The organism is Bacillus cereus group sp. MS39 (assembly GCF_040448665.1).
In the GTDB taxonomy this organism is placed as follows: Bacteria; Bacillota; Bacilli; order Bacillales; family Bacillaceae_G; genus Bacillus_A; species Bacillus_A wiedmannii.
Window position 1 is genome coordinate 64619 of record NZ_CP123058.1, and the last position, 22921, is coordinate 87539.

Consider the following 22921-nt stretch of genomic DNA (forward strand, 5'->3'; position numbering starts at 1 on the left):
TATCAGCTGTGTGCCTATTCATGATAGAATCGTTGTGTTATGAATGGAAATAGAGGTGCAATGGACATATGAATCATATAAAAACAAATTTTTCATTTTTCTTCAGTAAAATAATGATCGGTGCGATGCTCGTATTTTTTGTTTATAGTTGTTGGTCAGCGTTTGAAGCAAGCAAGCAACTTTTGGGAGGAAGTAATACAAGTGTGACAATTGTATTGGCAATTTTCATTATCCTCATCTTGTTAGCGGCATCAATTTTACAATATCGTTTTACAGATAAACAATTTCTTATTTTTCTTATAAGTATATCTACAATTGTGAGACTTAGTGTGGTTCTATTTGTAGACGTTCCAGTAATCGGTGATATGAAAGCTATGTATGAGGCTGCAAAGCAGATTGCAATTGGTAATAATATAGAGAATGTAATGCAGTTACCTTTTATTATTTATGAATCGATTGTTATTCGTATATTTGGTGATACGGTATTTGTTTTACAGTTATTTAATGTTCTGTTCTGTACAGGAACCGTATTTTTCATTTATCGTATTGCAGCGATGATTTTTGGGAAAGAATGTGGTCGAATTGCGTCTGTGTTCTACGCTTTATATATTCCAAATATATTTATGAGTTCTTTATTAACGCAGGAATCACTCGCAATATTCCTATTTTATTTTGCTTGTTACATACTTCTACATAAAGGCTTAGAGCATCCTTATATGTGGGTGTTTTCGGCAATTTTATTTGCATTTAGCAATATGATTTTCCCAATGGGGTTATTCCTCCCTATTTTTATCGCTGTGTATGTGCTATTAATTGAATTCTTTCAATCAGCAACGAAAAAAAAAGTATTTTTAAAGATGATAGGGATACTTATTTTATTTTATAGTACTCATTTTGGTGTGAATTACGGAATTAAGACAATGGGAATGTCACAATATACGATTTCGAATGAGATGTATGTTCAAGATGTCTTAATTGGAGAAGATAAAAATGAGGGGGAAATACCGAAAAGTCAAAGTGTAGCAGGGCATATTGATCAAAAGCTAAAAGAGATTGAAGAAGAAAGATTTAAACTTTTAAAACCAGTAATGAATCAGTTTTCAGATGAGGGGATAAATTCTATTCTATTTAAATATGAAAAACTTATATATGTAGTGGTAACGTTATTTATGACTGTAGCTTTATTATATTTTCTTATTAAGACACAACAAAACGAAGGATATGTGTTGTTCTTACTGTTAATTAGTGGATATGTGTTGTTAAGACTTTTCCAAGTACATATGGCATATTACAATATGATTGTGCCAGCCTTGTTTATTTTACAAAGCTTTGGTGTTTATATGAGTTATGTTTACTGTCAAAAAATATTTTTCAGAAAATAAAAAGAATCCATTTTGGATTCTTTTTTTGTAGATGGATGATTAGAGTTCATACAAAGGAGAGATGAAGAATCTCCACCCTTATATTTGTTTGCTTTATCGGTTTAGTTCTAGCTGCAAACTATCCGCTGTTAAGGCCATTTTTGAGGAGTCGTCTTGAATACTCTTCATTACCTGTGAAATAACTTCTAATTCATTTTCAATTTTTTTATTCTGGTCTTTAGAGTTAGACATATCTTTTACGATTTCTTGGAAATATTGATCTGTCGCATGCATACTATCTGTCCCTTCAGATACGAGAGAGCTAATTTGTTCTACGGAGGAAGAGACGTGGATAATTTGTTTATTAGTTTTTTCAACGAGCTTTGTAACGTTGTAGATAGATTCTTTCGTTTGCTCTGATAACTTTCGAATTTCTCCCGCTACGACTGAAAAACCTTTACCGAATTCACCAGCACGTGCAGATTCAATAGCAGCATTTAATGCTAGTAAATTTGTTTGCTCAGCGATTGATTTTACGATATCAATGATTTCGTTAATTTTATTAGAAATATCGAGAAGTTCACGAGTATCAGTAATGATAGTTTCCATATTTGTTTGAATGCTTTCCATACGTTTGTTTTGCAGATTTAATTGTTCTTTTCCTTTATTAGCCTTTTCTTCTGATGTTGTGGCTAATGATGTACCTGTTTTTGCAATTCCTACAATATTTTCTGATTTAGATGTTAACTGTTGAATAGAAGAACTTGTTTTTTCAGATACTGCTGCTAGTTCTGTTGCAATATGTGTAATCGTCATAGCTGTCAGTTCTTTTTCTTTTTCATGTTCTTTTTGAATTCTTTCATATTCGGATTCATAAGCCGCAATAACAAGTTCTTGTTCTAATGTAAATAATTTGTTTATTACATTTATAGAATAAGAAAAATCCTCTATTGTTGAAATTTTAGTTTGCAAAATCTTCATGACGGAACGGAATAATTCTTGATAGGCTGCAGTATACCATTTTCTATGTAAACCAATTTGTACATGTCTTCTTGCAATTTTAGCACGTTGTTCAATAAAATCTTCATACATATTACCGCTAAACAATTCTTTAATATGTGTTTTTAACGTTTGTTTTAATTTGGGAATAGAGCTGTAGCGTTCAATAACGGCAATTAAATTAGGTTGTTTTGTGATGTTGGTGTAGAATTTTTCAGTGATCCAATCTATTTCCTCATAAATAAACGGCTGTAATACTTTTACAATTTGTAAATCTTCCTTCGAAATATGTAGCATATCCATTTGAGTTTTTAGTTCAGAATTAGCAGGCACATTAAATATTATTTGTTGGCCTTTACTTAACTCAATTATACTGGTGTTTGTTTTAATTTTTTTAAAAACCCCAAGCATCATTCTTCCCCCTGTTTGTAAAGCGTTTTCAATTTTGTATTCTAATGTAATTATATATTGTTATATAAAATTACTCTACAGTATATGGAATTGTATATAAATTAAGAGAATTCTATGTAGAATTCTCTTAATGACCTTTATTAATTTTAGCATGTGTTTTAAAGAAAACAGGGAAATGTACATTATATATTACAGTGACGACACGAATAATGAATGTTACTAATAAACAAACATAGAAAGCTAATACGTGCGCGCCCATTGCATGTGTGATTAGGAAGCTAATTGCTCCTAAGATAGAAGCGATTGCGTAAATTTCTTTTCGGAATACGTAAGGGATATCTTGAGCGCAAATGTCACGCAAAATACCGCCTCCAATACCTGTAATGACTCCCATTGAAACTACTAAAAATGAGGCGTCAACGTGATGTGACATTGCTGCATTTGCACCAATAGCTGTAAAAACACCTAAGCCAACAGCATCAGAAAGCATAATAACGACTTGAAGTTTATTGATGCGTTCAAAAAACATACAAGTAAATAATGCTGATAATACGCTTACGAAAAAGTAAATGGGTTTTACAAATGCGACAGGAGGCAGGTTACCAATCATAATATCACGAATAATACCGCCGCCGAGCGCAGTAGCTACAGCTAAACAAAGGACACCGAATAAATCTAAATCTTTTTTTAAACCAACTAATGTACCAGAAATGGCAGCGGCGATAATGCCAAGAAACGTAAATATATCGATTAATAACATGGCTCTAATTCCTTCCTTATAAAGATGTTCCAGAGAAAAAATATACACTAAAGTTTTGGAAATAACAATGTATTTTCTTTACGTGTAAAAAAAAAGAATAAATTAGGAAAGAAAGCGTTTGAAAATACAAATTTATTACCTTTTCTATTATAAAAATTGGTATATAAATCGGATAGTTTAACAATAAGGTTATGCTATAATAAACATTTGAGATGGATAAAAAATGTTTATTTTATAGGTTGAAATTATGTAATAGTTATGGAGGCTTTAAATGTTAAAGGAAAACAGTATAAGTAGTAAATTTGAAAATTTCTTACTGATTTTTATAATGTTACAGCCAATTCTAGATTTACTCACGGCATTTTGTATAATGGTTTTAAAAATTGATACAACCATTGGAATTCTTACGCGTCTATTTGTCATGGGCCTAGGAGGAATATACATTGTATTCCAAGCTAGGAAAAGAGGGAATCTTAAGTACTTGCTGTATATAATTGGAATGGGTGCTTTTTTCACTATAGGACTAATTAATAATAAATTGGTTAAGGATCCTATCGTATTAGGGGAAGAGATTAAGTTTATAGCGAAATCTTTATATCCGTTTATCATGTTTACTTGCTATATTTTGGTCTTTAAATCACTTAAAGAAAATAGGCATTTTAAAATGCGAAACAATATTGCCTATGCAGCATTAATTATAAATATAGTAATGGTAGTTTCAGTTGTAACAGGAACAGATTATAACAGTTATGATTGGTTAAAGGTTGGTTCACGTGGATGGTTTTATGCAGGGAATGAATTAGGTTCAATTCTGGCGATTATTTGTCCAATAGTTGTTTTATATTCTATTGAAAAAACAACTAGTATGTCTAAAATATATTGCTGGATTCCTTCTATTTTGATTATTTTTTCATTGTTTGCTGTTGGTACAAAGGTTGGATTTGGAGCGATTTTTGCTACAATGATTATTGCGTTCATCATGTGTTTTATTCAGGCATTTATGCAACGTAAAGATACAAAGAAAAATGCATATGTATTAAATGGTATGATTGCAATGACTGTTTTTCTAGGGGTAATGGCATACACTCCTTTCTCACCATTTATGAAAAATATGGGGCTACATTTTCAAGTAATTGAGAAGCAACAAAATGAGAAGAAGGAAGAAAATGCGAAACAAGTAGAAGAATTGAAAGAACATAAACCTCACGTTATTGAGACGGAAAAAGAGAAAGAAATTGAAATTGAAAAAGAACAGAAAGAGGAAACACAGGCTATTATCTTTAGTGGCAGGGAATTATTTGAACAGCAGTATAAAGAGTACTATGAAAAAGCTCCTCTTTCTCAAAAAATATTAGGTATGGGTTATTCAGGTAATTATAAAGGTGAGCCCAAATTAATTGAACGAGATTTCCATGATTGGTTCTATTCATTTGGAATTGGTGGACTTGGGTTACTTTTACTACCTTTTGTATACTTTGGACTTAAAATTATTAGACTTGTATTGACTAAATTTAAACAATTATTCACTGTGAAATATGTATTAGTAATGACCGGAATAGGTTTAGCCCTAGGTATTTCATTTATAGCTGGTCATGTTTTAATGGCACCGGGTGTAAGTTTTTATTTAGCCCTTATTAGCGCATACCTACTTGTTGATTTGGAAATTGAATGATTAAAAAATAAAAGCTAGCACATGTTAGCTTTTATTTTTGTTATAGTAAGTAAAAATAAAAAAGTGTGGAGGAAATAGGAAATGAAAGTGTTACATATAAATGCTGGTGCAGAAGAGGGCGGAGGAAAAACACATATTATTTCACTTTTATCTCAGTTTCCGAAGAAAGAAGTGGAATTAATGGTATTCGAAGAAGGTGCGATTGCTAGAGAAGCGAGAGACCTTGGTATTCAAGTGCATGTTTTTACTCAATCATCTCGGTACGACCTATCCATTCTTTCAAGAATAAAATCATTTATTAATGAAAATCAATTTGACATTGTGCATACACATGGCGCACGAGCAAATTTCTATCTCTCCCTCTTGAAAAAAGGTATAAAAGCGAAATGGATAATGACTGTCCACAGTGATCCAACTTTGGATTTTATGAAGAGGGGATTAAAAGGATGGGTATTTACGAAGTTAAATTTACGTTCTTTCAGGAAGGTAGATTTGTTCTTTGCAATTACGGAGAACTTTAAGAGAAACATAATAAAACTAGGTGTACCAGAAGAGAAAATTTGTACGACCTATAATGGAATTGAATATGATAACGTTCCAGCAAAACCTTATGATAAAAGTGAATTTGGAATAGAAGAAGGAGTATTTACAGCCATTCAAGTAGCTCGTCTGCATCCTGTGAAAGGCCACCACATTTTGTTTGAGGCGTTACAAAAAATTAAAATACCAAATATAAAGGTACTTTTGCTTGGTGACGGACCTATAGAAGAAGAATTAAAAGAGATGGTGAAACAAAAAAAACTAGAGGATAAGGTGATTTTTCTAGGTTTTCGTACAGATTCAAAAGAATTATATGCATCTGCACACATTAATTTGTTAACCTCTTATAGTGAAAGTTTCCCTCTCGTTTTATTAGAAGCAGCAAATCAACGCTTAACCTCTATTGCAACAAATGTAGGTGATATGAAAAAGTTAATAGTTGATGATACGTATGGCTGGATTGTACCAATTGGTGATGTAGACTCGTTAGCAAGCGCATTAGAAAATGCTTACGAAAAATGGTTGAATGGTGAATTAGAAGCGATGGGAAATCGTTTATATAATCATGCATCTACTCAGTTCTCCCTAAAAAATTTGTATGAAGATACTTATAATGCATATAAAAAACTTTTACTGAAATAGAGAGGATAGTTAATCATGGAAGTAAAAACGGTTGATATTCTAGGTGTTCCCTTTTCTACAATGACAATGGATGAAACGGTCCAATATTTGAAGGGGCAACTAGAATTGGAGCGAACGCATACTTTTCAGGTAGTAACAGCGAATCCTGAAATTGTTATGTGTGCAAAAAAGGATGAAAATTTCCATAAAACATTATTAAATACAGATTTAATTACACCTGATGGTATTGGAGTTGTAAAAGCAAGTGGTATGCTTGGTACACCTGTAAAAGAGCGTGTAGCAGGTTTTGATTTAATGTGTAATTTGTTTGCGAAGTTATCAGAAGAGAATAAACCAGTATCCGTTTTCTTATTAGGAGCAAAACCACATGTTGTACAAGCTGCAGCAGATCATTTAACGAAGACGTATTCAGCGGTATCTATTGTGGGTATACAAGATGGGTATTTTAAACAAGAGGACGAAGAAAATATCATTTCTCGTATTCAAGAAGCAAAACCAGATCTATTACTTGTCGCACTTGGTTTCCCGAGACAAGAGAACTTTATCCAAACTAATAAGCATCGTTTAGAAACGAAAATGGCTGTTGGAGTAGGTGGAAGTTTAGACGTATGGGCTGGAGAGGTAAAACGTGCACCAAAATGGATTCAATCGATTTATTTAGAGTGGTTTTATAGATTGTGTAGCAATCCAACGCGCTGGCGTCGTCAGTTAGTATTAGTGGAATTTTTAAAAGAAGTTATGCGTTCGAAAAAGTAGCGGAATATCGCTACTTTTTTATTTGGCCATTTTTGATAAAATGCAACTTTAATCAGTGAGGTTTTGTTCATCTCCTACTGATTGTTAGTCTTCACCAATCGGACATTTACTGGCAGTTGATCTTCAATCTAACTCTTTCGCTCCAGCTGAATTTTGAGGCGGGATAAGTATTTTATTTTTTGGGAATAGATGAAGGAGAATTTTTTACACGAAAGTATTTTACTTATGTAATTCACACATGTAAAATGATGTGTAAAGACAGCCGTGTAAGGAGGACTTCTTGTGGGCAAGGTGAAAGAAATTTCGAAGCGAAAGCTACTTGGTATAGCAGGGCTTGGATGGTTATTTGATGCAATGGATGTTGGAATGCTTTCATTTGTAATGGTAGCACTGCAAAAAGATTGGGGATTAAGTACGCAAGAAATGGGCTGGATAGGCAGCATTAATTCGATTGGTATGGCAGTCGGAGCACTCGTTTTTGGAATACTATCAGATAAAATAGGGCGGAAATCAGTCTTTATTATTACATTATTACTATTTTCTATTGGTAGTGGTTTAACTGCTTTAACGACGACACTTGCGATGTTCCTTGTTTTACGATTTTTAATTGGTATGGGGCTTGGCGGAGAGCTTCCAGTTGCGTCTACATTAGTATCAGAGAGCGTTGAAGCGCATGAACGTGGCAAAATAGTTGTGCTATTAGAAAGCTTTTGGGCAGGTGGATGGCTAATTGCAGCCCTTATCTCGTATTTTGTTATTCCAAAATATGGTTGGGAAGTTGCAATGGTATTGAGCGCGGTTCCGGCATTATATGCTTTATATTTAAGATGGAATTTACCGGATTCTCCGAGATTTCAAAAGGCTGAAAAAAGACCGTCCGTTATTGAAAATGTAAAGTCAGTTTGGTCTGGGGAATATCGTAAGGCAACAATTATGTTATGGATTCTATGGTTTTCTGTTGTCTTTTCCTATTATGGGATGTTCCTTTGGTTACCTAGTGTGATGGTATTAAAAGGATTTAGTTTAATAAAAAGTTTCCAGTACGTACTTATTATGACGTTAGCTCAATTGCCAGGATATTTCACGGCTGCTTGGTTTATTGAACGACTTGGTCGTAAGTTCGTTTTAGTTACGTATTTAATCGGTACAGCATGTAGTGCTTATTTGTTTGGAGTGGCGGAGTCATTAACGGTATTAATCGTAGCAGGCATGTTACTATCCTTCTTTAATTTAGGTGCTTGGGGTGCATTATACGCTTATACACCGGAACAGTATCCAACGGTTATTCGTGGTACAGGTGCAGGGATGGCGGCAGCATTCGGTCGTATTGGTGGTATTCTTGGGCCGCTATTAGTAGGATATTTAGTTGCTTCACAGGCTTCACTATCACTAATATTTACGATTTTCTGTGGATCAATTTTAATTGGCGTAGTTGCTGTAATTGTACTTGGGCAAGAAACGAAGCAACGAGAATTAGTATAAGGTGAAAGTTTAATCGGTGAGGGATTTATCCCTCGCTGATTATTAGCCAGCACCAATTGTGTCTTTGGGGAAGTAACACTCATTTCTTCGCATTCAGTGAGTGTTACTTCCTACAAATAATGGAATAAAAGGGCAGGGGAACCGTCGTGGTTTCCTTTTTTCTGTTTTTTTAGATAAATAATGGTATAGTAAGAAAAAGGGAATGTTTCTTATAAAAGCGAATGTATACAACAAGACGTATGGACAAAAGAATTAGGTGGTTGAAGAAATGAAAATTTTACTGATCATGGAAGAAGCAGAAGAGCGAAGAAGTTTAGCTGAAAAATTTACTGAAAATATAAGGAATGTAGAATGTTTTGAAGCGAATACGGGAGCAGAATCATTATTTATCATGAAAAAGCATACACCAGATTTTGTTTTCTTGAATTCAAAATTACTAGATGGAACTGGTTTTGAATATGCGAGTTTATTACGGGAAGTAAATTGTTATACGAAATTGATTTTTATGGGTGAAGATATAGAAGAGTCGATTACGGCATTTCGTTTTCAAGCATTTTATTATTTACTACGCCCATTTCGTGAGGAAGATTTGCAATTCCTTTTATATAGAATGTGTAAAGAGCAAGGCGAGAAAGCAAAGAGTTATTTGCGAAAACTACCGATAGAAGGTCAAGAGGGAATTCGGTATATTTTCCCTGAAGATATTGTATATGTAAGCAAAAATAAGGAAAACAAAACGGTTTCAATTTATACAACGAATAATCAGTATATTTCAACATATACACTTCAGGAGCTGGAAAATAAGCTAAATGTATATGATTTTTTACGTGTGCATAAAAGTTATTTAATTAATATGTCATATGTACAAGAACTAAAACCTTATTATAATGGCACATATAATCTGTATTTAGATAAATATGATGAGCAACCGATTCCAGTTAGTCGTAATTATGTGAAACGACTTCGAAATAAGATTGAATTATAGTAGGTAATGCGAATTTTTTAACATGATAAACTAAAAATCCTTCATGATAAGGAGGATTCAAATTAAATATTCAGAAAATTTAGTACAATCCCACTAAGCGATAGTATTGGGGGGATTGTATGTGAAAACATTGAAGTCGATTTTACTATGGGGAGTTATTGCAGCAGTAGGCGCAGGTGCTTTTGGTGTAATAGCTTTATCACAAGGTGAAACTATTAATGCCGTGTGGCTCTTAGTAGCTGCGGTATGTGTGTATGCAGTTGCTTACCGCTTTTATAGTAGATTTATAGCGAGAAAGGTATTTGGTTTAGATAATAATAGGCAAACGCCAGCCCATACATTAAACGATGGAAAAGATTATGTTCCGACAAATAAGTGGGTATTATTTGGGCACCATTTTGCAGCAATTGCTGGGGCAGGCCCTTTAGTAGGACCGATTTTGGCAGCGCAAATGGGATATTTACCAGGGACAATATGGATTATTGTTGGGGTAGTTGTCGCTGGAGCTGTACAAGATTTTGTAATTTTATTTGCTTCGATGAGACGGAATGGTAAATCTTTAGGAGAAATGATTAAAGATGAGATCGGTCCTGTTACAGGGCTTATTGCAATGATAGGCATTTTAGGCATTATGATTATTTTATTAGCGGTATTAGCATTAGTGGTAGTAAAGGCGCTTGTCGGAAGTCCTTGGGGAATGTTTACGATAGCAGCAACGATTCCTATTGCTATTTTAATGGGAGTGTACATGCGCTACATTAGGCCTGGCCGGGTTGGAGAAGGGTCAGTAATCGGAATTATTCTACTTATACTGTCTCTTATTGGAGGACAGTATGTAGCAGAGCATCCAACGCTTGCAAGCATGTTCACGTTTAGCGGTGAAACGATTGCTATTATGCTTATTGTATATGGATTTATCGCATCGGCCTTACCAGTTTGGATGCTTTTAGCACCACGTGATTATTTAAGCACATTTTTAAAAGTCGGAACAATTGTTGGATTAGCAATTGGTATTTTAATTGTAGCACCAGATTTACAAATGCCAGCAGTTTCGAAATTTATCGATGGAACAGGTCCTGTTTTCTCTGGAAACTTATTCCCATTCTTATTTATTACAATTGCTTGTGGTGCGGTGTCTGGATTCCATGCTCTCGTTTCATCAGGTACGACACCAAAGATGATTGAACAAGAGGGACACGCACAGCCAATCGGTTATGGGGCAATGTTAATGGAATCATTTGTAGCCGCGATGGCGATGATTGCAGCTTGTGTATTAACACCAGGAACTTATTTTGCGATTAATAGTCCCGCAGCACTTATCGGTACGGATGTCTCGCAGGCAGCTCAAGTTATTTCCTCATGGGGATTTGCTATTACACCAAATGAACTAAAAGATCTCGCTGTAAACGTTGGAGAGCAAACGATTTTATCACGCACAGGTGGTGCACCAACGTTAGCGATAGGTATGGCGTATATTTTCTCACAAGTAATAGGTGGAACAGCCATGATGGCCTTTTGGTATCATTTTGCAATCCTTTTTGAAGCTCTATTCATTTTAACGACAATTGATGCTGGAACGCGTGTAGGCCGATTTATGATTCAAGATATTTTAGGACATGTATATAAGCCATTTGGGAAAACGGATTCTACATTAGCGAATGTGATAGCTACAACGTTATGCGTATTAGGATGGGGTTATTTCTTATACCAAGGGGTAGTTGATCCGCTTGGTGGAATTAATACATTATGGCCACTTTTCGGTATTGCAAATCAAATGTTAGCAGGTATTGCATTATTACTTGGAACGACAATTTTGTTCAAAATGGGGAAAAAGGCATATGTTTGGGTGACACTTATTCCAACTGTCGGATTGCTTATTGTAACGATGACGGCGGGTTATCAAAAGCTATTTCATGAAAACCCTAAAATAGGATTTCTATCTCATGCAAAGGTGTTTCAGGGAGCATTAGATGAGGGAAAAGTGTTAGCACCAGCTAAAAATGTCGCTCAAATGAAACAAATTATTTTCAATGATTATATTGATGCAGCGCTTTGTGGGATTTTTATGATAGTTGTAATCGCTGTATTAATTTCTGCAATTCGAATTTGGATTCAAGTATTAAGAAATAAGCCGATGCCGTTAAAAGAGGCGCCATATATTTCTAGAGATGAAAGTGAGTCGAGGAACTATGCTTAAACGACTACGGAAAGTATGGGGAAAAAGGAAACACTTTATTAGTTTACTCGTTGGGGTACCAAGCTATGAAACATATGTAGAGCATATGAAAAAGCATCATCCAGAAGAAGAGGTTGTATGTCAAAAGCAATTTTTTGCTGAGGCGCAAGAAGCTAGGTTTAATGCAAAAGGCGGAAAGATATCACGTTGCTGTTAACAAAAAAGGACGAACTTTCGTCCTTTTTTGTTTTTTGCTGTTTCACGTGGAACAGCAAAAAATAAATAAAAGCTTTGGGAATTATAGGGATTTCGTATACAATAAAATAAGGAAAGGGATAGATGGAAAAGTAGGGAGATTATTTTATGTTAAGGGATCTATTTATAAACACAACAATTATTCTTTCCTTTATTTTTATTGGAGGTCAGCTTTTAAGAGACAAGCCATTAAAAGAAGGGTTCTCTTTTTGGCAGAAATGTGTAGTAGGTGTTTTTACTGGAATATTAGGTATATTACTAATGTATTTCGGTGTTCATGTTGGTACTATCCTATTGGATTTACGCTACTTAGCCGTCATTCTAGCCGTTATAATTGGAGGACCAATAGCGAGTACTATAGCTGTTAGTATGATTTTAGTAACTAGATTATTATTTATGGATTATTCATTAGCTTCTCAAGTAGCTTTTTATACAATCATTGCGATAGGGATAGGTAGTATCTTTATTTCGCGTATGAAGCTTTCTTTAGCAGAAAAGTGGGCATGGTTACATACATATATTTTATCTATTCTAATCCCAGCGCTATATATATGGTTAATTAAAGACATCCACATAGTGGGATTATATTTATTTTCTAGTATTGTTACAGGATATATCACGTTTTTTAGTGCAAATTACGTATTGCAATCTAATGAGTTATTTCAAACGATGAAGCAATACGCAACGGTAGATGCATTAACAGGTCTAGGAAACGTAAGGCAATTTGATTTAGAGATGAATCGTCATATTAGTAATAAACGTATGAAAAATGATTCACTTTGTTTACTACTTATCGATATTGATCACTTTAAGCATGTAAATGATACGTATGGACATCCTGCAGGAGACGAAGTATTAAAACAAGTAGGGCGTATTTTAAGAGAAATTTCAACATTTCCGGATTTGACTTTTCGAAAGGGTGGAGAGGAATTTGCACTTTTGATACCGAAGAGGGAAATAGCTTATGGGATTTGTATGGGGGAGCAAATTCGTACAGCTGTTGAAAAACATTCATTTCAATTGTTAGATGGAACAAAAATAAAAATTACGGTTTCAGTAGGGATTTCAGAGTTTGAGTCATCACCAAATCAATTTATTCAAGCAGCTGATGATGCATTATATTACTCTAAAAGAAATGGAAGAAATCAGGTCAGTTCTGCATCTTAAAGGTAAGATGACCAGAAGATGTAAAGCCCCATAAAAATACCCACAGAGGCAATGTAAGAACTCTGTGGGTATTTTTATTCATATGTTAGACAAGTTCTTTTGATACAACGAATTTACGATATGCACCGTGATGTGTTGGGCCCACGTATTCGTTAATTTTGAATGAATAGCGGATAGCCGCTGTGATAAATTCTTTAGCAGTTTTTACTGCTTCTTTTACGGATTTTCCTTTTGCAAGTTCTGCTGTGATAGCAGCAGAATATGTACAACCTGCGCCGTGTGTATTTGTCGTATCAATTTTTTCTGATTCTAGAAGATCGAATGTTTCTCCATCATATAGGACGTCGATTGCAGTTTCTGTACCAAGCTTGCTTCCGCCTTTAATTAGGACATATTTCGCACCTAAAGCATGGATTTTCTCCGCTGCTTCTTTCATGTCCTCAAGAGAATTAATCTTTACGCCACTTAATTGGTAAGCTTCAAATAAGTTTGGCGTTACAACTAATGCTTTTGGCACAAGAACGTCACGTAAGCAGTCATTTGTTTCAGGATGTAATGCTTCATCGGCACCTTTACATACCATAACAGGATCAACTACTACATTTTTGAAATTATGCTTTTCGATTGTTTCTGCAACCATTTCAATAATTTCTACTGATCCAAGCATACCTGTTTTTAAAGCATCTACTCCAACACCGTCAATTGTTGTTTCTAATTGTGGTTTTAATGTAGAAGCTGGGATTGGGAATACGTTATGTGCCCAACCGTTATGTGGATCCATCGTTACGATTGTCGTAAGAGATGTCATTCCGTATACACCAAGTTCTTGGAATGTCTTTAAATCTGCTTGTATACCAGCACCGCCACTTGTATCAGAACCAGCGATAGTAAGTGCTTTATTTAATGTCATTATGAAAGCCCCCTCAAGTGATATAATGAAAACTATGTTTTCACCATTATATCAATGTTACGAATAAGTACAAAGTGAAAAGTAGATGATTTATTTTAGGAGCTATTTAAAATTTTGCGTGTAGGAGACTGATTATGTTTCGAGATAATCGCACAAATGAATTAGTTATATTAAAAGAAATTGCAGAAACACTAAATACATCAAATGATACATACCATGTATTGCAAGCGGTGCTAGAAAAATTGCTTAGTGTAACAGGTTTAACGACAGGATGGATTTTTCTTGCGGATGAAAATGGGAAGTATACGAAGTTGATTGATTACCAGTTGCCAGAGGCACTTACATATGAAAATAAACGTCCGATGTGTGAAGGGGAATGTTGGTGTTTACGTGGCTTTGTGGATGGGAAATTGGAGAGAGCCGTTAATATTATTGAATGTAAAAGAATTAATAATGCAATTGAATATAGTTGGGGAAATACAGAAGGCATTCTTCATCATGCTACGGTTCCTTTAAAGGCTGGGGGAGAAAAGTTTGGTGTGTTAAATGTAGCAAGTCCTGGTAAAACGCATTTTTCGGAAGAAGAATTAGTATTACTTCAATCGGTTGCTTTCCAAATTGGGACGGCCTTAAAGCGAACAAAATTATATGAAAATGAAAAGCGAAGAGCACATTATTATGTGAAATTGGAACGTTTTATTCAAGATTTAAAAACGATTCATAAATTTAATGTATTACCTGAAAAAGTGGTAAATCATATAGGTGAAGTATTTCAATGGAATCAAGTGGCTTTTTTTATTAGGGAAGAAAAGGAATTATCTTTGCGAGCGTCCTATAGTCAGGAAGAGTTACAAGAGGATGTAAAAGAAGCGGCAAAGAAGGCGTTAGAACAAGATGAGCCGGTGCTACTAAAACATCAAATTGGGCATAGTGTACATCTAAATAGAGCTGTTATTGCTACACCAATACATATTCAAAATCATATATTTGGTGTTTTATGTGTTAGTTTGAATAATGGAGAATTTGATGTTAACACAATAGATGTAATCCAAGCGCTATCGAATCATGTCTCGTTAATAATCGAGAATTTAAGATTAAATGAGCAGCGCCGTGAACTTGTACGAATGGAAGAAAGGAATCGGTTGGCAAGAGATTTACATGACTCAGTCTCACAAAAGCTATTTTCGTTAACCTTTATGACAAAAGGCGCTGAGGCAGTTTTAAAAGGTCAAAATGAAAAGGTGGATCAATCTTTGCATGAGATGCGTGAATTAGCACAAGGAGCTTTAAAAGAAATGAGGACATTAATTTGGCAGCTTCGTCCGGCAGGATTAGAGAAAGGGTTATTACCTGCTCTAAAGCAGTACGGTGAAAACTTAGGATTGAAGATTAGGGAGCAAGTTACTGGTGTTCGTGACTTACCTCGTGTAGTAGAAGAAGCACTGTGGCGCATTGGACAAGAGGCGCTAAACAATGTGAGTAAGCATGCAGGTGTAAAGGAAGCGACGATTTATTTTAAAGTAACTGAGAACAATGTATCATTAGAAATAGTGGATCAAGGTAATGGGTTTATAGAAAAGGACATAAAAGAGAAGAAGTCACTTGGCATGACAACGATGCGCGAAAGAGTAGAACTAATTGGTGGAACAATTAAAATTGTAAGTGAAAAAAAACGAACAAGTATAAAAATAAATGTACCATTATGATGTGAAAATGAGGGAAGTTTGTGAAAATAAAAGTATTATTAGTTGATGATCATACAGTCGTTTTAAAAGGATTAGCATTTTTCTTAAGTACACAGGAAGATTTAGAGTTAGTTGGAGAAGCAAATAACGGGAAAGAAGCATTAGTGAAAGTAGGAGAAACAAATCCTGATGTTGTACTAATGGATTTATATATGCCCGAAATGGATGGCGTTGAGGCGACAGCGTGTATCAAAAACGAATATTCTGATGTGAAAGTAATTGTATTAACAAGCTTTTCTGATCAGGCGCATGTTTTACCAGCGTTAAGGGCGGGAGCAAGCGGGTATATTTTAAAAGATGTAGAACCAGATCAACTTGTTGAGGCAATTCGTAGTGCGTATAAAGGGAATATACAGTTACATCCAGATATAGCAAATACTCTTCTCTCTCAAACATTACCTGTGGAAGAAAAGGAAGAAGAACCTTCTATTCAAGTGGATGTGCTAACGGCGAGAGAAAATGAAGTGTTGCAGCTATTAGCGAAAGGGATGAGTAATAAAGAGATCGCTTCTGTTTTAGTTATTACAGAAAAAACGGTAAAAGCGCATGTAAGTAGTATTTTGAGTAAGTTGAATTTATCTGATCGCACGCAAGCAGCATTATATGCAGTGAAAAATGGAATTGTATAAGACAAAAGTCGTAAGACCTAGTTCGCCTTTAGAAGGTGGACTTTTTTTATGGAAAAATACGTCTATGTGAGGACGAAATTGTCTTGATATAAAGATAAAATATGTTTGTAAGCAACAAAACAACAATTACAAGGGATACCTTTTTTGAAAGCATATAACAACAGAAGAGTGAGTACTAGGAGGAAAAACAATGGCAACAGTTTTATTTGTAAAAGCAAACAACCGCCCAGCGGAACAAGCAGTTAGTGTGAAATTATACGAGGCATTTTTAGCAAACTATAAAGAAGCACATCCAAATGATACAGTAGTAGAACTTGATTTATATAAAGAAGAATTACCATATGTAGGCGTAGATATGATTAATGGTACGTTTAAAGCAGGTAAAGGATTTGATTTAACTGAAGAGGAAGCAAAAGCAGTAGCAGTTGCTGATAAGTATTTAAATCAATTTTTAGAAGCTGATAAAGTCGTTTTCGGTTTCCCATTATGGAACTTAACGATTCCAGCAGTACTACACACATATATTGATTATTTAAACCGAGCTGGCAAAACGTTTAAATATACGCCAGAAGGTCCAGTTGGTCTAATTGGAGATAAGAAGATTGCATTATTAAATGCGCGCGGCGGCGTATATTCTGAAGGTCCAGCAGCTGAAGTAGAAATGGCTGTTAAATATGTAGCAAGCATGATGGGCTTCTTCGGTGCAACAAATATGGAAACAGTAGTTATTGAAGGACATAACCAATTCCCAGATAAAGCAGAAGAGATCATTACAGCTGGTCTTGAAGAAGCAGCTAAAGTAGCAAGCAAATTTTAATTGAAAATAGAATCGTCACTCGAAAAAAGTAGCATTAACAGGTAAACGTTAATGCTACTTTTTTTATATTTTAAGTTCATCAGCCAGTTTTTCTAATTGAATTCGATCTTGTATGTAATAGGTTCTTCCGTCTTTTTTTAAGTAATTTTGCTGACAAAACTGGTTTAATACGTATAAAAGATGGCGGTAGCTGACATTCAAGTATTCCGAAGCCTCGGTATGTTTTTCTGTATAACGGTTATTTTGTTCTGTTAATAGAATAAACGCCGCTAATCGATTTTCGAACGGATAACTATTGTTTTTGGCGTAACTTTCTGTTCGGCTAATTGTTTTTTCACCGATAAATTTACATAGTTTCTGTAGAAAGGTAGCATCTTGCAATAAAAGATGCTGACAATCTTTAAGAGGAAGCGCTAAGCATATACAATCTTCAATCACTTCCACCGTTTTCGTAACGGATTCTACGCCAATTAACCCTAATTCTCCAATGAACGAAGGTGCTTGAATAAAGTTAATTAAGGAGACCTTCCCGTTTTTGTGACTCATATATATTTTCGCTTTTCCGGAAATTAAGTAATAAAGATAGGGAACATCAACACCTTCATTACATATCCTTTCTCTCTTTTGAAAGGAATGTAGTTCAGCATACGGTAAGACATCAAAAGAAAAAAGAGTATGGAAGTTGTAAGTTTGCATGTAATGAGAGATTTCTTCGCTATTTTTGCTGACTTTCATATTTTCACCTCATGTTTAGTATGAGATATCTCCTATTATTTTTACAAGAAGGAATGATACGATTTACGTAAATTTGTTTTTGTAGAAAAGAGAGTGTGAAGGGCTTATGAAAAAATATAAAACATTGCTATTTGATGTAGATGATACATTGTTAGATTTTCAGAAGGCGGAGAAAATGGCGTTACGTATGCTTTTTGAAGAGAAAGGGATCCATCTAACTAGCGAGGTTGAAAGGCGGTATAAAAAAATTAATAAAAGCCTTTGGGATGCTTTTGAAGAAGGTGAAATAAACCGTGATGAAGTCGTAAGTACACGGTTTTCGATTTTGTTTAAAGAATACGGGGAAGAAGTAGACGGGATATTATTCGAAAATAATTATCGTAGCTACTTAGAAGAAGGAGACCAACTTATGCAAGGTGCGTTTGAATTTATAAATCAAATTCAAAGTGAGTACGATTTATATATAGTGACAAACGGTATTTCTAAGACGCAAGATAAACGTTTACGTAATGCAGGATTACATGCCTTGTTTAAAGATATTTTCGTTTCTGAAGATACGGGATTCCAAAAGCCGATGAAAGAGTATTTTGATTATGTTTTTGAACGAATTCCTAATTTTTCTTTTGAAGAAGGACTCATTATTGGGGATTCGTTAAGTGCTGATATTAAAGGTGGATATGTAGCGGGAATTGATACTTGTTGGTTTAATCCAGAAAAGAAATCAAATAATAGCGAGATTGTGCCAACATATGAAGTGCAAAATTTTGAAGAGTTATATGCGTTATTGAAGCAACGTGTGTAATAAAAATAGGCAGTGGAACTTTTGTCCCTACTGCCCATTTTTATTCGTTTGTAGCTTCGTTGTTTTTAGGAAGTGGAAATGCATTACCAATCGCTGCCGCTCCAAGCATCGGTAATAGTAAATTGAGCGGGAAAAACATGAGTAATAGTAATGTTATAGCAATTGGTTTTCTTAATGCATAGCTTGAAATTGCTGTCGTGACGATGGCTACCGAAGCGATTGGATCTATCGGGATAATGGAAGCTATAGCATATCCGATACTAGATCCAGCAAATATAATTGGGAAAATATGTCCACCGCGCCAACCTGTATTTAAACAAACGGCAGTAATACATAATTTTAAAACACCTGAAAGAAGTAGTACCCAGAAGGATAAATGACTCCATTCAACGACTAAATCTTTTAATTGGTGTTCTCCTGAGAATAACGTGTACGGGAGAACAGTTCCTGTAATTCCTAATAAAATACCACCGATAATACCAAGTGATAGTTTGTATTCCCTGAAGGGATGGATTAATTTCTCCAATGTGAATTCAAATTTGAAATAAAAGAAACCAACTATAGCACCAATACTAGCAAGTGGTAGAAAGGCGATCCATTCATTAAGAGAAAGGGAACCTTCCCCAAAATCAACGATAAAGGATCCGCGATTATCGAATTTACTAAGTAATAAATAAACAGAAAAGCCAGCGAAAGTGGTAGCTAAATATACAATTGCTTTTTTTCCTTTAGAAAATTCGTTAATTTGCTCACCCTCATTTTCATTTGGAGCTAAATAACCGAATAATGGCGCGTTAAAAATTACACTTAAAGTAGCACCGATTCCAACCTCTGTTAGTTCATTCATTCCTTTTAAGGCGAATGTAAAGCGATCGCCTACCCATGTACAAAGTCCACCGATAATTCCAACAAGTGCTGCTTCGGGACCTAAGCTAGCTCCAAATATTAAAACGATAATCGCAGTTAAAGTAGCTTTATGTACAAAACGGTATTCAATTCTACCTGTTTTTTTATATTCACCCATTACTTCCGGCATAAGACGAGGATATGTGCCGAAGTATTTTTGGGTTAAACCAACGAGAATCCCACCGATAGTTGTTACACAAATAGTGTAATAAGGGGGAGAAGAGAAAATAGTAGGTAAGTATCCCCAAATAAAGTGAATGCCGATATTTATTGTAACTAAAAATAACCAGACTGTTGCTCCTACTATAGAGCCTAAAAGAATGCCGTATAGGACGAGCATATAGTGCATGTCTTTTGTATTTGTCATGTGATACCTCCGTTATGTAAGTTTTAATGTCGAAAGGATTAAATATACTACTGCGAAATGAGATGAATATGTATAGTATCTTTTTGAGAGGTTGGCTTATTCAATATATTGAGGTCTCGTGAGAGTTTGAAATGTATACAGTTAAACTACTTACTTAATTTTATATAGTAATCGTGGGTTTTAAAAGGTCTTTTTTAAATGAATATGGAATATATTTCTTTTGTTATGCATGTAAACTTATTTGTAATTAATTTTGAACATTCAGAAAAACCAATTGACATTAGGAAATTATTGCTATAAAATCAACGGTAATTGCATAGTCTTATCAAGAAAAGGTGGAGGGACAGGCCCGATGAAACCTTGGCAACAGCCGTATAACGGAATTGTGCCAAATCCTGCAGGTAATATCCTGAAAGATAAGAAAGAGCCTTTAGAGCGTGTTTTCAAACTGCTCCTTTCTTGTTTTCAGGAAAGGAGCAGTTTTTTTATTTTGTATAAAAGAAAGGAGAATGAGAGATGGGAGAATCATGGGGAAAAGGAACAATTTGTGTGCAAGGTGGCTATACACCAAAGAATGGTGAACCGCGTGTTTTACCGCTTTATCAAAGTACAACGTATAAATACGATACTTCGGATGATTTAGCGGCGCTATTTAATTTAGAGGCAGAAGGATATATCTACACGCGTATTGGAAATCCTACTTTAGCTGCATTTGAGCAAAAGTTAGCGGATTTAGAGGGTGGTGTAGGAGCTGTTGCAACGGCTTCTGGGCAGGCTGCTATTATGCTTGCCGTTTTAAATATTTGTAGTAGCGGAGACCACTTGCTTTGTTCTTCAACAGTTTATGGCGGAACGTTTAATTTATTTGGAGTGAGTTTGCGTAAGCTTGGTATTGATGTTACGTTCTTTAATCCGAATTTAACTGCTGATGAAATTGTGGCCCTTGCTAATGATAAGACGAAACTTGTTTATGCAGAATCGTTAGGAAATCCAGCGATGAACGTTCTAAATTTCAAAGAATTTTCAGATGCAGCGAAAGAGTTAGAAGTACCTTTTATCGTGGATAATACATTAGCAACTCCTTATTTATGCCAAGCATTTGAGCACGGAGCAAATATTATCGTTCATTCTACGACGAAATATATTGATGGTCATGCAAGCTCTTTAGGCGGTATTGTCATTGACGGAGGGAACTTCGATTGGACAAATGGGAAATATCCTGAACTTGTTGAACCGGATCCAAGTTATCACGGCGTAAGTTACGTTCAAAATTTTGGTGCAGCAGCTTATATTGTGAAGGCGCGTGTTCAATTATTAAGAGACTACGGAAACTGTATGAGCCCATTCAATGCGTATATTAGCAATATCGGCTTAGAAACGCTGCATTTAAGAATGGAGCGTCATAGTGAAAATGCTCTCGCAGTTGCTAAGTGGCTTGCTAACCATGAACGTATTGAGTGGGTGAATTATCCGGGATTAGATAGTAATGAAAATTACTCGTTAGCACAAACGTATTTGAAAAAAGGTGCTAGTGGTGTTTTAACATTCGGCATTGAGGGCGGATTAGAAGCAGCGAAAGAATTTATCGCAAATGTAAAACTAGCAACTCTCGTAACGCATGTAGCGGATGCACGAACTTGTGTTATACATCCTGCTAGCACAACGCATAGACAATTAAGTGCTGAAGATCAGCGTCTAGCTGGCGTTACATCAGATTTAATTCGTTTATCGGTTGGTATAGAAGATGTTTCTGATATTATTGCAGATTTAGAAGCAGCGCTAGTCGGAGGCAAAGAACATGCCGATCATAATTGATAGAGATTTACCAGCTCGCAAAGTGTTGCAGAAGGAAAATATTTTTGTAATGACGAAGGAGCGAGCAGAAACACAAGATATCCGGGCATTGAAAATTGCTATCTTAAATTTAATGCCTACAAAGCAAGAAACAGAAGCGCAATTACTTCGTTTAATTGGCAACACACCGCTGCAATTAGATGTTCATTTGCTTCATATGGAATCGCATTTGTCCCGTAATGTAGCACAGGAACATTTAACGAGTTTCTATAAAACATTTCGTGATATTGAGAATGAGAAATTTGATGGATTTATTATTACAGGAGCACCAGTTGAAACTCTTTCTTTTGAAGAGGTAGATTATTGGGAAGAGCTTAAACGTATTATGGAGTATTCAAAAAAGAATGTAACATCTACGCTTCATATTTGCTGGGGGGCACAGGCTGGCTTGTATCATCATTATGGTGTTCCAAAGTATCCTCTTAAGGAAAAAATGTTCGGTGTATTTGAACATGAAGTTCGTGAGCAACATGTGAAATTGTTACAAGGGTTTGATGAATTGTTTTTTGCCCCGCATTCTCGTCATACAGAAGTACGAGAGCGTGATATTAGAGAGGTGACAGACTTAACATTATTAGCAAATTCTGAGGAAGCGGGTGTTCACCTTGTTATTGGGCAAGAAGGAAGACAAGTGTTTGCGCTCGGGCATAGTGAATATAGTTGTGATACGCTAAAGCAAGAATATGAACGGGACCGCCAAAAAGGGTTAAATATTGATGTGCCGAAAAATTATTTTAAGCATAATAATCCAAATGAGAAACCGCTTGTAAGGTGGAGGAGCCATGGGAATCTATTATTCTCTAATTGGCTGAATTATTACGTGTATCAAGAAACCCCTTATGTACTATAAAAAGATTGTGTAACACGTGGTAACGTTTTCTTTGTAAAGATTAGCTTGTATTTTTCCGAATGTTCAAAAAACATTTTTTTCAGATTTTTTACTCATATAA

20 protein-coding genes and 1 riboswitch are annotated in these 22921 nt (G+C 35.1%); of the genes, 15 read left to right on the forward strand and 5 right to left on the reverse strand.

Features of this window, described 5'->3' with window-relative positions; translation table 11 throughout:
- Positions 1 to 68: 68 nt before the first annotated feature.
- Complete coding sequence (locus QEP67_RS00315) at positions 69 to 1382, forward strand: glycosyltransferase family 39 protein (protein WP_353706486.1); 1314 nt, start codon at positions 69 to 71, stop codon at positions 1380 to 1382.
- Between the two features lie 93 nt (positions 1383 to 1475).
- Here QEP67_RS00315 and QEP67_RS00320 read toward each other — a convergent pair whose 3' ends face one another.
- A complete protein-coding gene (locus tag QEP67_RS00320; protein WP_000901879.1) occupies positions 1476 to 2771 on the reverse strand; it encodes a globin-coupled sensor protein in 1296 nt (431 codons plus the stop codon).
- Positions 2772 to 2898: 127 nt separating this feature from the next.
- Positions 2899 to 3531, reverse strand: a complete 633-nt coding sequence (locus QEP67_RS00325; protein WP_000924369.1) for a trimeric intracellular cation channel family protein — start codon at positions 3529 to 3531, stop codon at positions 2899 to 2901.
- Between the two features lie 271 nt (positions 3532 to 3802).
- On the opposite strand from QEP67_RS00325, the gene QEP67_RS00330 reads away from it, so the two are divergent.
- The 8 genes from QEP67_RS00330 (at position 3803) to QEP67_RS00365 (ending at position 13206) form a co-directional block, all read left to right on the forward strand.
- Positions 3803 to 5203 carry an O-antigen ligase family protein gene (locus QEP67_RS00330; protein ID WP_000910731.1) on the forward strand — a complete coding sequence of 467 codons (1401 nt, stop codon included), beginning with the start codon at positions 3803 to 3805 and terminating at the stop codon, positions 5201 to 5203.
- 81 nt (positions 5204 to 5284) lie between these two features.
- Positions 5285 to 6385 carry a glycosyltransferase family 4 protein gene (locus QEP67_RS00335; protein WP_353706487.1) on the forward strand — a complete coding sequence of 367 codons (1101 nt, stop codon included), beginning with the start codon at positions 5285 to 5287 and terminating at the stop codon, positions 6383 to 6385.
- 15 nt (positions 6386 to 6400) lie between these two features.
- Positions 6401 to 7141 (forward strand): WecB/TagA/CpsF family glycosyltransferase, encoded by a 741-nt coding sequence (locus QEP67_RS00340; protein ID WP_048566738.1) that lies wholly within the window; start codon positions 6401 to 6403, stop codon positions 7139 to 7141.
- A 282-nt stretch (positions 7142 to 7423) separates the two neighbouring features.
- On the forward strand, positions 7424 to 8623 hold the full coding sequence (locus QEP67_RS00345; protein ID WP_000521099.1) for an MFS transporter: 1200 nt from the start codon (positions 7424 to 7426) through the stop codon (positions 8621 to 8623).
- A 268-nt stretch (positions 8624 to 8891) separates the two neighbouring features.
- Positions 8892 to 9608 carry a LytTR family DNA-binding domain-containing protein gene (locus tag QEP67_RS00350; protein WP_000698269.1) on the forward strand — a complete coding sequence of 239 codons (717 nt, stop codon included), beginning with the start codon at positions 8892 to 8894 and terminating at the stop codon, positions 9606 to 9608.
- A 121-nt stretch (positions 9609 to 9729) separates the two neighbouring features.
- Positions 9730 to 11805 carry a carbon starvation protein CstA gene (cstA, locus tag QEP67_RS00355; protein ID WP_046958589.1) on the forward strand — a complete coding sequence of 692 codons (2076 nt, stop codon included), beginning with the start codon at positions 9730 to 9732 and terminating at the stop codon, positions 11803 to 11805.
- Positions 11798 to 12001 (forward strand): YbdD/YjiX family protein, encoded by a 204-nt coding sequence (locus tag QEP67_RS00360; protein WP_000919820.1) that lies wholly within the window; start codon positions 11798 to 11800, stop codon positions 11999 to 12001. The genes cstA and QEP67_RS00360 overlap by 8 nt, the downstream gene beginning before the upstream one ends.
- A 146-nt stretch (positions 12002 to 12147) precedes the next feature.
- A complete protein-coding gene (locus QEP67_RS00365; protein WP_000942853.1) occupies positions 12148 to 13206 on the forward strand; it encodes a diguanylate cyclase in 1059 nt (352 codons plus the stop codon).
- 85 nt (positions 13207 to 13291) lie between these two features.
- On the opposite strand, the gene pdxK is transcribed toward QEP67_RS00365, so the two are convergent.
- The gene (gene pdxK, locus QEP67_RS00370) at positions 13292 to 14116 is read right to left on the reverse strand and encodes a pyridoxine/pyridoxal/pyridoxamine kinase (protein WP_048566737.1); all 825 of its coding nucleotides are present in this window, start codon (positions 14114 to 14116) and stop codon (positions 13292 to 13294) included.
- Between the two features lie 134 nt (positions 14117 to 14250).
- Between pdxK and QEP67_RS00375 the strand changes: the two genes are divergently transcribed.
- From QEP67_RS00375 to QEP67_RS00385, 3 genes are all read left to right on the forward strand, one after another.
- Complete coding sequence (locus QEP67_RS00375) at positions 14251 to 15822, forward strand: GAF domain-containing sensor histidine kinase (protein ID WP_353706488.1); 1572 nt, start codon at positions 14251 to 14253, stop codon at positions 15820 to 15822.
- A 20-nt stretch (positions 15823 to 15842) separates the two neighbouring features.
- Entirely contained in the window at positions 15843 to 16490 is a 648-nt protein-coding gene (locus QEP67_RS00380) for a response regulator transcription factor (protein ID WP_353706489.1), read from the forward strand.
- Positions 16491 to 16680: 190 nt separating this feature from the next.
- A complete protein-coding gene (locus QEP67_RS00385) occupies positions 16681 to 17307 on the forward strand; it encodes an FMN-dependent NADH-azoreductase (RefSeq protein ID WP_000246726.1) in 627 nt (208 codons plus the stop codon).
- Between the two features lie 63 nt (positions 17308 to 17370).
- On the opposite strand, the gene QEP67_RS00390 is transcribed toward QEP67_RS00385, so the two are convergent.
- The gene (locus QEP67_RS00390; protein ID WP_048566736.1) at positions 17371 to 18042 is read right to left on the reverse strand and encodes a transcriptional regulator YeiL; all 672 of its coding nucleotides are present in this window, start codon (positions 18040 to 18042) and stop codon (positions 17371 to 17373) included.
- 106 nt (positions 18043 to 18148) lie between these two features.
- Between QEP67_RS00390 and QEP67_RS00395 the strand changes: the two genes are divergently transcribed.
- Entirely contained in the window at positions 18149 to 18844 is a 696-nt protein-coding gene (locus tag QEP67_RS00395; protein WP_000760167.1) for a YjjG family noncanonical pyrimidine nucleotidase, read from the forward strand.
- 40 nt (positions 18845 to 18884) lie between these two features.
- Here the strand turns inward: QEP67_RS00395 and QEP67_RS00400 are convergent, their stop codons facing one another.
- On the reverse strand, positions 18885 to 20117 hold the full coding sequence (locus QEP67_RS00400; RefSeq protein WP_064459788.1) for a chloride channel protein: 1233 nt from the start codon (positions 20115 to 20117) through the stop codon (positions 18885 to 18887).
- 319 nt (positions 20118 to 20436) lie between these two features.
- Positions 20437 to 20540, forward strand: a riboswitch (SAM riboswitch).
- A 93-nt stretch (positions 20541 to 20633) separates the two neighbouring features.
- On the opposite strand from QEP67_RS00400, the gene QEP67_RS00405 reads away from it, so the two are divergent.
- Positions 20634 to 21932, forward strand: coding sequence for a bifunctional O-acetylhomoserine aminocarboxypropyltransferase/cysteine synthase (locus QEP67_RS00405; protein WP_353706490.1), 1299 nt, complete (start codon positions 20634 to 20636; stop codon positions 21930 to 21932).
- Complete coding sequence (metA, locus tag QEP67_RS00410) at positions 21916 to 22821, forward strand: homoserine O-succinyltransferase (RefSeq protein WP_064470144.1); 906 nt, start codon at positions 21916 to 21918, stop codon at positions 22819 to 22821. The genes QEP67_RS00405 and metA overlap by 17 nt, the downstream gene beginning before the upstream one ends.
- Positions 22822 to 22921 lie beyond the last annotated feature (100 nt).

Bases quoted from the DNA above. Each gene is read 5' to 3' on its own strand.
- QEP67_RS00335 (WP_353706487.1), top strand. From the start codon at position 5,285: ATGAAAGTGTTACATATAAATGCTGGTGCAGAAGAGGGCGGAGGAAAA.
- QEP67_RS00400 (WP_064459788.1), bottom strand. From the start codon at position 20,117: ATGACAAATACAAAAGACATGCACTATATGCTCGTCCTATACGGCATT.
- QEP67_RS00340 (WP_048566738.1), top strand. From the start codon at position 6,401: ATGGAAGTAAAAACGGTTGATATTCTAGGTGTTCCCTTTTCTACAATG.
- QEP67_RS00315 (WP_353706486.1), top strand. From the start codon at position 69: ATGAATCATATAAAAACAAATTTTTCATTTTTCTTCAGTAAAATAATG.
- pdxK (WP_048566737.1), bottom strand. From the start codon at position 14,116: ATGACATTAAATAAAGCACTTACTATCGCTGGTTCTGATACAAGTGGC.
- QEP67_RS00350 (WP_000698269.1), top strand. From the start codon at position 8,892: ATGAAAATTTTACTGATCATGGAAGAAGCAGAAGAGCGAAGAAGTTTA.
- QEP67_RS00320 (WP_000901879.1), bottom strand. From the start codon at position 2,771: ATGCTTGGGGTTTTTAAAAAAATTAAAACAAACACCAGTATAATTGAG.
- QEP67_RS00360 (WP_000919820.1), top strand. From the start codon at position 11,798: ATGCTTAAACGACTACGGAAAGTATGGGGAAAAAGGAAACACTTTATT.
- QEP67_RS00385 (WP_000246726.1), top strand. From the start codon at position 16,681: ATGGCAACAGTTTTATTTGTAAAAGCAAACAACCGCCCAGCGGAACAA.
- QEP67_RS00375 (WP_353706488.1), top strand. From the start codon at position 14,251: ATGTTTCGAGATAATCGCACAAATGAATTAGTTATATTAAAAGAAATT.
- QEP67_RS00390 (WP_048566736.1), bottom strand. From the start codon at position 18,042: ATGAAAGTCAGCAAAAATAGCGAAGAAATCTCTCATTACATGCAAACT.
- QEP67_RS00395 (WP_000760167.1), top strand. From the start codon at position 18,149: ATGAAAAAATATAAAACATTGCTATTTGATGTAGATGATACATTGTTA.
- QEP67_RS00325 (WP_000924369.1), bottom strand. From the start codon at position 3,531: ATGTTATTAATCGATATATTTACGTTTCTTGGCATTATCGCCGCTGCC.
- QEP67_RS00365 (WP_000942853.1), top strand. From the start codon at position 12,148: ATGTTAAGGGATCTATTTATAAACACAACAATTATTCTTTCCTTTATT.
- QEP67_RS00330 (WP_000910731.1), top strand. From the start codon at position 3,803: ATGTTAAAGGAAAACAGTATAAGTAGTAAATTTGAAAATTTCTTACTG.
- metA (WP_064470144.1), top strand. From the start codon at position 21,916: ATGCCGATCATAATTGATAGAGATTTACCAGCTCGCAAAGTGTTGCAG.
- QEP67_RS00405 (WP_353706490.1), top strand. From the start codon at position 20,634: ATGGGAGAATCATGGGGAAAAGGAACAATTTGTGTGCAAGGTGGCTAT.